Raw genomic sequence first — 9,214 nt, forward strand, 5'->3', positions numbered from 1 at the left:
GGCAATGTCAGAGATATACATCGGTTACAGGACTGCGCAGACGGATTTGACTTCCGTGAAGGTCCGGATCGCCTCAGCTCCCTCTTCGCGGCCCCAGCCGGATTGCTTGAAGCCGCCGAAAGGCAGCGCCGGATCGAAAACATTGTGCGCATTGATCCAGACGCTGCCGGCCTTGATCCGTTTGGCCATTTTGTGCGCGACAGACAAGTCTCGGGTCCATATGGACGCGGCCAGGCCAAAGATCGTTTCATTGGCTTTGGCAGCGATGGCGTCGAGATCGTCGTCTTCATAGGCCTGAACGCAAAGGACCGGGCCGAAGATCTCCTCGCGGACCACCGACATGCCGTCATGCGTGTTGGTGAGCACCGTCGGCTCCATGAAGAAGCCGACATCACCGATGCGGCCGCCGCCAATGACGGTTTCGGCGCCTTCCGATTTGCCTTGATCGAGGAAACCCATGACCTTCTGCAACTGCGCCGATGAAATCAACGGGCCCATCGTCGTATCAAGCTCGAGACCATGGCCGATTTTGAGCTTGCGGCTCTCAGCGGCAATGCCTTCGACGACGCGGTCGTGAATGGACTTGTGCACGTAAAGGCGCGTGCCTGCCGTGCAGACCTGCCCTTGATGGAAAAAGATCGCCCCGGCCAGACCGGGAATCGCGCGATCGAGGTCGGCGTCAGGGAAGACGACCATCGGCGACTTCCCGCCAAGCTCCAGCGTGACGCGCTTCAGATTGCCGGTCGCGGCGGCGGCGATCTTTCGTCCGGTCGTCACCGATCCGGTGAAAGCGACCTTGTCGACGCCATGATGTTCGACGAGCGCCGAACCGGCCGGCGAACCATAGCCCGTGATCACGTTGACGACACCCGCGGGAAAGCCGACTTCCTCGAGAATTTCAACGAAGCGCAGGGTCGATAGCGGGGTGAGTTCCGAAGGCTTGATGATGCAGGTGCAGCCGACTGCGAGCAGCGGGGCGAGCTTGTAGGCGGTCAGAACGAGCGGGAAGTTCCACGGCGTGATGGCCGCCACCACCCCCACAGGTTCCCGCAGGGTGAAGGCGTGATAGTCTCCCGGGTTGGCCAGCGACACCGTCTCGCCAGACACTTTGCTCGCCCAACCCGCCATATAGTGATAAATGTTGGCGGTGAGGCCCACATCGACATATTTGGCGTAGGTGACCGGTTTGCCGCAGTCGATCGCTTCGATCTCGGCCAGTTCGTCCGCCAGTTCTTCCAGCCGGCTGGCGAGCTTGCTGATCAGCTTGCCGCGTTGGATGCCGGTCATCTTCGACCAGGGTCCCTTGTCAAAAGCCTCTCGCGCAGCGGCGACTGCCTTGTCGACATCCGCAGCAACTGCCGCCGTCGACGTGCTGATGACGCGACCCGTCGCAGGGTCGAGGACATCGATCGTCTCGCCGGACACCCCGTCGACCCATTCGCCGTTAATGTAGAGTTTGTGAGCGCGCTTGAGAAAGGCTTCCGTGGAGGCGGAAACAGCCGGTGTTTTGACGTTTATATTCATAACGTTCCCCTTTATGGTTTTGGTCAGATTGAATATGCAGATTTGATGATGTCGGCCGCGCGCTCGCCGATGATCACGGTCGGAGCCATCGTGTTGCCCGTCGAAATCGCGGGCATGATGGATGCGTCGGCGATGCGGAGACCTTCAATGCCGTAAACCTTCAATGCGCCATCAACGACGGACATCACGTCGCGGCCCATCTTTGCGCTGCAGCTTTCGTGGAAGTAGGTTCCGGCCGCATTGCGGATGAAGTTCTCCATGTCGGCGCCCTTGAGATCGCCGGGCATGCATTCGCGTTTGCGATAGGGAGCGCAGTACTCCGAATTGCCGATCTCGCGGCACATTTCGACGCAGCGAACCATCGCCTTCATATCGGTGTCGGTCGACAGGAAATTTGCGAAGATGAGCGGCGCATCGAGAGGATTGCTGCTGGCCAGAAGGATCTCACCTCGGCTATCCGGCCGCGCCAGTCCCGGCGCCAGCGTCCAGGCGGAGGCCGGACCGACAGGCAGGTCAAATTCCTTGGTCGTGACCTCGCTGCCAAATGGCGTCTCCTCGAGCACCGGCATCAGATCAGGCGTCTTCAGGCTGGAATCCGACTTGGCGATGAAGACGAATTCGGCGGCATTGTTCCGGGGCGGTTCCGGCGTGATATACTCCCAGCAGCATCCCGCCAGCAGGATGTGATCCTGGAAGTTTTTGCCCACGCCCGGAAGATGCTGACGCACGGCAATGCCATGACGCGACAGTTCCTTTTCCTCGCCTATGCCCGAAAGCATCAGGAGCTTCGGCGTGTTGATGGCCCCCATCGACAGGACCACTTCCTTGTCGGCTCCGACCGTATAGGTGCGTCCGCGGCGAACAAAGGTGACCCCCGTCGCCCGCTTTCCGACAAAGGTCAGTCCGACGATTTCAGCACAGAGAAGGATGTGCAGGTTCGGACGCGACATGGCGGGATGAAGATAGGTCGCCGCCATCGAGACGCGCTGGTTTCCGTCCTGGACAAGAACGTTCGGCAGACCGCATCCACCTTCGCCTTCCATCGCCGCGCCGTTGATGTCATCGACGAAGGGGATGCCGATCGCTTCCGCGCCCTTGATCAGGCCTTCCACCAGCGGGATCGGGTTTTCGGGCTGAAGGATGTTCAGAAGACCGTCGGCGCCGCGACGATGGGCGTCCGGCGTGCCGTTCCACTTCTCGATTCGACGATAGATTCCGAGCACGGACTCGTAATTCCACGCGTCGTCACCCGCCTCGGCGGCCCAGAAATCGAAGTCATGTTTGTGACCGCGGGCCCAGACCGAACCATTGATCGAGGAGCCGCCGCCCAGCACCTTGCCCATCGGCAACAGAGGCGTGCGGCCGTTGACGGTGGGAGAGGGCTGCGCCTTGTATCCCCAATCGCGTTCCGTAGCGATGTTCCACATCCACTGCGTGCTGTCGATGACGGATGGAACGCGATCGCTCCCGCCCGCCTCGATCAGCAGCACGCTGACGCCAGGGTTCTCGGATAGGCGGCTGGCGACGACGCAGCCCGCGGATCCGCCGCCGCAGACGATGAAGTCATACGTGGATCGGATCGTTTCCGCGAGAATCTCGCGATCCGGCGTCAGGCTGGAATTCGGATTTTCACTCATATTGATCTCCCTCTGTTAGGGCGCGCGGACTAATGTCCGACGCCGAGATATTTCTTGAGGATGGAGGTGTCGGCGCGAACGGCGTCGATCTCGAATTCGGATTTGACCGCTCCGTGATCCATGAAGGCGATGCGGTCGGCGACCGGCATGACGGCGTCGATCCGCTGCTCGACCAGCAGCACGCCGACGCCTTCGTCGCGCAGGCGAATGACAACGTCGCGAATGGCGGCGATCATGCTCGGCATCAAGCCTTCCGTCGGCTCGTCGAGCATGAGGATCGTGGGTTCGATGCACAGGGCCCGCGCGATCGCCAGCATCGTTTGCTCGCCGCCTGACAGCGTGCCCGATCGTTGATCCATCCGCTCGCGCAGTACGGGAAAGTAGGACAAGGCCCTTTCCAGCGCCGACGGCCCGCTGTTTCGGGTCATGAGACCGATCTTCAGGTTCTCTCGCACCGTCATTTCGGTGAAGAGCCGCCGGCCCTGCGGCACGTAACCGATCCCGTGCCGGGGGATGAATCGGGGCGCCACATTCGTGAGGTCGACGCCGTTCAACTCCATTCGGCCCGCCGCGGGACGGATGATCCCCATGATCGACTTGAGCGCTGTGGTTTTTCCGGCGCCGTTGCGGCCGAGCAGACAGACGACCTGTCCGGGCGCAACATGGATGGAGAAACCGCGCAAAGCCTGGCTTTCTCCATAAAAACAATCGAAGTTCTCAATCTTGAGCATCATGACCCCAGATAGGCTGCTTGGACGTCTGCATTGTTGCGGATCTCGTCTGGAGTGCCCTCGGCGAGAAGACGCCCCCGGGTGAGGACCGAGATGCGATCAGCAAGCGACATCACGACATGCATGTTGTGTTCGATGAGCAGAATGGTCGCCGACTTGCCGATCCGACGCACCAGCTGCAGAAAGTTCTCGATCTCCGAGTCCGACAGGCCCTGCGTCGGTTCGTCGAGGATGAGCAGCTTTGGCTGAAGCGCCACCCCCATCGCGATTTCCAACAGCCTCTGGTGCCCGTAGGCCAATTGGCTGGCGGGCGTGTCGGCGCGCGCCGCCAGGTCGACCGCCTCCAGGGCCGCGATCGTTTCGGCTTCCGGATCGAGAGGCGCGCCGACATGGCGCTTCAGCCTGCTCTGCACGGCGATCCTGACATTGTCCGCCACGGACATGGATTTGTAGACATTGGTGATCTGAAACGTGTAGGCGATGCCGAGTTCGACCCGACGGAATGCGGGCAAAGCCGTAACGTCCTGTCCCGCAAACGATATTCTTCCGCCGCTGGGCGCTGTCCGTCCGGAGAGCAGGCTGACAAAGGTCGTTTTGCCGGCGCCGTTGGGTCCGATGATCGCTCGGATTTCGCCCGCGTTGAGGGTGAAGTTCACGCCGTCAACGGCTCTGATCCCGCCATAATGCCGCGTCAGATCTTCGGTGGAAAGTAGTGGCGTCAAAGCATCCATGGGGCAACCCTTTCGCGGATCGTCCCCAAAATGCCTTTCGGGAACCAGAGAATGAGAGCGATGAGGACAACGCCGATAACCATCAGATAGGCGGACATGAGCTCGCTGAGCTTGTCGATCATCGTCACCATCAGGACCACTCCGACCAGCGGACCAAGGAGCGTTCCTGCGCCGCCCAGCAGGGTGAAGAGCAAGGCTTCGATCGAATATTGGAACGAGGCGAATGTGGAGCCGACATAGCCGAACAGCAGGGCGTAAAGGGCGCCCGCGCCGCCCGCGATCAGGCCGGAGATTACGAAGACTTCGAGCTTCACCGCCAGAACGTTGAAGCCGAGCATTTCCGTCCGCTCTTCATTCTCGCGGATCGCCATGATCACCCGGCCTCGTCGGCTGGAGAGATAGACGAACAGCGCCGCCAGGGTGATGGCCAGCATAACGAAGGCAATGTTGTATCGAGTAAGGGCGCTGGAAAGATCGAGCGCCCAGGGGCCGATCGCCATGGCCCTGGCCGACTGGGGCAGCGAGAGCCCCTCCTGACCATTGGTGTAGCCGGTGAAGTAGAGGCTCATCAGATAGCCGACCTGTGCGAACATCAGCGTCACGATCATGAACGACACGCGGATCGTGCGCAGAGTGATCATGCCGATCACGACCGCGACGACTGCCGAAGCGATGACGCCGAGGGCGAAGGACGTGGCGACGCCAGATCCGAGATGGTAGCTCGAGAGGCCCGCGCCATAGAGCCCGGCTGCGAAAAACAGCGCATGCCCCAGGCTCATCAGTCCCAGATAACCGAGCAGCGTATTGAAGCCGACGGCGAAGATCGCCAACACCATCATACGGGTCGCAGTCAGGATGTTGTATTCCGGCAGCACGAATTGCAGAAGGAACAGGATTGCGAGCGTCACTGCCAGGAGAACGGCGTTTTTCTTGAAGGTCAGGGTCATCGAACGCCCTTTCCGAAGAGGCCGTTGGGCCGGAAGACGAGAACCAATGCGACGAGTAAGGTGGAGATCATCTTCGCGAGGGTCGGCGAAAACAGAACCGAGAGAATGCCATCAGACAATCCGATGATCACGGCCGCCAGCACTGTGCCCGACATGCTGCCGAGACCGCCGATGATCACCACGATGAAAGACAGAAGAAGCGGGTCCTGGCCCATCAGGTAATGCGCCTGCTGGATGGGAACGACCAGGACGCCGGCAATCGCCGCCAGCATCGCGCCGAGTGCGAAGACGATCGCCGAAACGCGTTCCACCGGGATGCCGAAAGCCTGCGCGGTTTCGCGGTCGAACTGGGTGGCGCGCATGATGAGGCCCGCCTTGGTGTTGCGCATGACGTACCAAATGACGCCCATGAGAACCACAGCCGCGACGACGATGAAGAGCTTGTAGCCAGAGTAGCCGAACCACGGGAAAGAAACCCTGTAGTAGAAGGGCGGTTCGACCGGTCTCGCATCGGGGCCATAGGCGATCAATACGCCTTGCTGAATGATATACAGCATGCCGATGGTCGCCACGATCGTCGCTTCGGGATTGTAATCGAGGCGTTTGAGCACGAGGCGTTCGGCGGTGAAGGCAATGATGCCGACGATGAGCGGGCTGATCAGCAATGCAATCAGAAAACCAACGGCCGGATGAGCTCCGAGCGCATTGGACACGAACCAGGCGATGACGGCGCCGAGCATCACGAACTCGCCGTGCGAGATATTGACGACCCGCATCACGCCAAAGACCAGCGACAACCCGGCCGCCGTGATCGTCAAGACCGCCGCTTGGACCAAGCCTTCCAATGCGGCGAGAAACAGATAGGGACCTTGACCCATGAATTCGCATCTTTCGGTCGAGCGAACGCAATCCGCTGCGCAGATTGCGCCCACGTTTAAGGGCTCCGCTGACCGACGTCAGCGGAGAGGCATCACGCGAAGCTTTTGTTAAAGCGCCATCTTTGTGTAATCGACCGTGCTCTCGTAACGACCGTCTTCGATCGACGTCGTGTGCACCACGGTCAATTTGCCGTCCTTCACCTTCGAGATGTTTTGCTTGCCGAAGACCTGATGGGTCTTGCCATCGAAGATCTTGGAGCCCTGGGGCCGCTCCTTGCCTTCCGGCAGGTCGGTCAGGCCTTCCATCGCCACGATGAGGTCCTTCTTCTGTTCGGGGCCCTTGTAGCCGGCAATCTCCATGCCTTGCTTGATGGCGAACAGCGTCTCCCAGCAGGAGAACATATGGGAGTAGGTGGAGATATCCTTGGGATCGGAAAGGCTAGCGCCATTTGCATCCACGCCGACCCGCTCGCGGTAAAATTTATCGAACTCGGTCTGGTTCGTCTGAGCATAGCGTGGATAGGCTTCCCAGAAATAGGTGCCTTCCAGAAATTCGAGCTGGGGCGTCGCCAGATCCACGGCTTCCAGCGAGTCGATGAAACCAAAGATCTCGGGGCGCTGGCTGCCGAGATAGTCGCCCAGTTCCTTCACGAAGGTCAGAACGGCGGGGCCGACCATCACGTGATAGATCACGTCGACATCCATCGGGATCTGCGGCAGGTAGCGGGTGAACGAGGTTTCTGCCGGCGGAATGGCGATCACGCTGACGACCTCGCCGCCCTGGGCCTTGATGGCCGGCGTGAGATAGTCGCGATGGTCATGGCCGAAATTGAAATCGGGAATGATCATTGCGATCTTCTTGCCCAAAGTCGAAGAGATCCAGGGCGCCATGGCGTGAACCTGGGCATGAACATCGGTGATGCCGGGCTGGAACACGTAGCGGTTCAGAGCGCCCTTCGTCAGCAGGCTCGCTTCGGAACAGATGAAATATGGCAGCTTCAATTCGCCCGCGCGCGGTGCGGCGGCCGCGACCACATGTGAAAAGAGGTGAGCGAAAACCGCGTCAACCTTGTATTCCGTGGCGAATTTTTCGATGACTTCGGTTCCGCGCTTGGGATCCGTTCCGTCATCCTCTACGATCATCTCCACCTTCATGCCATTGATCCCGCCCATCTCGTTGACGAGGTTGACGGCTGCGGAGGCGGTCCGTTCATACCATCTGCCATAGGATGCGCCGATGCCGGTGCGGTGGATCGGCGCGCCGAGCTTGATGGTCTTTTCCTGCGCAAAACCAGGGCGGATCACGGCCGGCGATGCAAGCGTGACGGCGGTGGCGGCCATCGTCTTGAGGACTTGGCGGCGAGGCATGGAGAGTGAAGATTTCGCATCGTTCCAGTTCATTATAGTTCCCCTTTCGGTTTTTCCGAATTTTGTTTCAAGGTCTGCTTTGGTGGATGCTTTTATTCCGTTAGATAACGTCCTTTCGTCTGCCTGAAACTATGAGATGAATTAACACTGATCCGAATATTTATTGTCTGGATGCAATGTTGTATTACGTAGATGAACGTCGGGCGCTGGACAATTTTGATTGGAATGCGCCGGAGAAGCGGATGAACACCTTTGCTGCAGAGCGTTGGTTGGCGGCGAAAGAAGATGGGTTTCCCATATCCAAAGTCCGATAGGTCTTGCGTTTCAACACTGGCTTCACCGGCGTCTCGAATGGCGCGCTGGCTAGCCGCGCCATTCGAATTTCCGTATCGCCATCTTTCGCGCTCGCAGGTCCTGAGATCTTGAGTTTGCGCTGGCAGCATTCGCAGACTTGCTTGTGCGCCATGGCTTGATTGATCTCAGTTTAAAGCAGAAGAAAAACAGGCGGCATTGGACGACGACGCCTCAAGCTCTGGCCCAGAACCCCTATGTCCGGCTGTGTTGGCTATCGGCCAAGCGCGCCGCATATTCGAAAGTCCGATTAAGAGGCTGTCGTCACCGGCTTGCATTGCCGGAGTATTTTGCCAAGCAGGGAGCATTCGGGTTAAATCAAACGCGCAAGCCTTGAGGAGCTTGGACGACAGGCTGCCGGGAAAATGAGACGACGCGGACATCGTGGTGTCCAAAGGGACACTCCAACCGAAGGCGGGCAGAACCGATCTACGGATGCTCATGCGCAAACTCCCAGGGTGCCGCGAAACGAAGCGTGTGTTTAGTTGGATTGCCAGATGCTCATTTATTCTCCTTGGTAAAAATATTTGCACACAAACGACTTCTCCGTCAACTCCATCGCGAAGATTCGTTCGGCGATGCTTGGATGTTGGCAATGCGGATTTGATGAAAAATGACAAAAATTGCTATAGTATCAATGGGATGAATGATCTATCTCTGGTTTTTGAATGGCGCAAACAGAATGCATGTTGGCGATGGCGGGCCATCAAGTAGCAAGAGAGCTGCATGACCTCCGTCGCGCAGTGCAACTTCGGCTATCGAAGCGGCCATTCTGATCCGATGGCTTTCGACGAAATCTGGCTATTGTGAGGTTGGTTGAAGCCTGTTGCAGGGCTCTCGCCGGGCAAGGCGGTTCGTTTCCATTTCGGCGCTCCGTCCGGTCCATAGACCGAACGCGACAATCATGGGGCGGCGCTATGGAGCGCGATCCGAGCAGTCGTGTTCGATAAACTCACCACAGGTGCCTAGGCAGTAGACTCATAACGCCTTTATCCAGATGCGAGTAGCAATGAGTTTGACGGCGGCGAGGAAATTGGCCGGATTCTT

General features: G+C 59.0%; 8 protein-coding genes. All 8 read right to left on the reverse strand.

From position 1 onward, the window contains the following. Nucleotides 1-24 precede the first annotated feature (24 nt). Nucleotides 25-1,524, reverse strand: coding sequence for an aldehyde dehydrogenase family protein (locus E8Q41_RS09650; RefSeq protein ID WP_137155322.1), 1,500 nt, complete (start codon nucleotides 1,522-1,524; stop codon nucleotides 25-27). Between the two features lie 23 nt (nucleotides 1,525-1,547). Further along, nucleotides 1,548-3,161, reverse strand: coding sequence for a GMC family oxidoreductase N-terminal domain-containing protein (locus tag E8Q41_RS09655; RefSeq protein ID WP_137155323.1), 1,614 nt, complete (start codon nucleotides 3,159-3,161; stop codon nucleotides 1,548-1,550). A gap of 29 nt (nucleotides 3,162-3,190) precedes the next feature. Next, entirely contained in the window at nucleotides 3,191-3,895 is a 705-nt protein-coding gene (locus E8Q41_RS09660; RefSeq protein WP_137155324.1) for an ABC transporter ATP-binding protein, read from the reverse strand. After that, complete coding sequence (locus E8Q41_RS09665; RefSeq protein ID WP_137155335.1) at nucleotides 3,892-4,614, reverse strand: ABC transporter ATP-binding protein; 723 nt, start codon at nucleotides 4,612-4,614, stop codon at nucleotides 3,892-3,894. The genes E8Q41_RS09660 and E8Q41_RS09665 overlap by 4 nt, the downstream gene beginning before the upstream one ends. Then, on the reverse strand, nucleotides 4,611-5,570 hold the full coding sequence (locus tag E8Q41_RS09670) for a branched-chain amino acid ABC transporter permease (RefSeq protein WP_137155325.1): 960 nt from the start codon (nucleotides 5,568-5,570) through the stop codon (nucleotides 4,611-4,613). Before E8Q41_RS09670 ends, E8Q41_RS09665 begins: the two co-directional genes overlap by 4 nt. Further along, the gene (locus tag E8Q41_RS09675; RefSeq protein WP_137155326.1) at nucleotides 5,567-6,448 is read right to left on the reverse strand and encodes a branched-chain amino acid ABC transporter permease; all 882 of its coding nucleotides are present in this window, start codon (nucleotides 6,446-6,448) and stop codon (nucleotides 5,567-5,569) included. The genes E8Q41_RS09670 and E8Q41_RS09675 overlap by 4 nt, the downstream gene beginning before the upstream one ends. A 108-nt stretch (nucleotides 6,449-6,556) precedes the next feature. Further along, nucleotides 6,557-7,849: an ABC transporter substrate-binding protein gene (locus tag E8Q41_RS09680; protein ID WP_137155327.1), complete on the reverse strand. Its 1,293-nt coding sequence runs from the start codon at nucleotides 7,847-7,849 to the stop codon at nucleotides 6,557-6,559. A gap of 151 nt (nucleotides 7,850-8,000) precedes the next feature. Continuing rightward, nucleotides 8,001-8,282, reverse strand: a complete 282-nt coding sequence (locus E8Q41_RS09685; RefSeq protein WP_137155328.1) for a hypothetical protein — start codon at nucleotides 8,280-8,282, stop codon at nucleotides 8,001-8,003. Nucleotides 8,283-9,214: the final 932 nt, after the last annotated feature.

It is taken from the genome of Rhizobium sp. FKL33 (assembly GCF_005222915.1).
GTDB lineage: Bacteria > Pseudomonadota > Alphaproteobacteria > Rhizobiales > Rhizobiaceae > Rhizobium_E.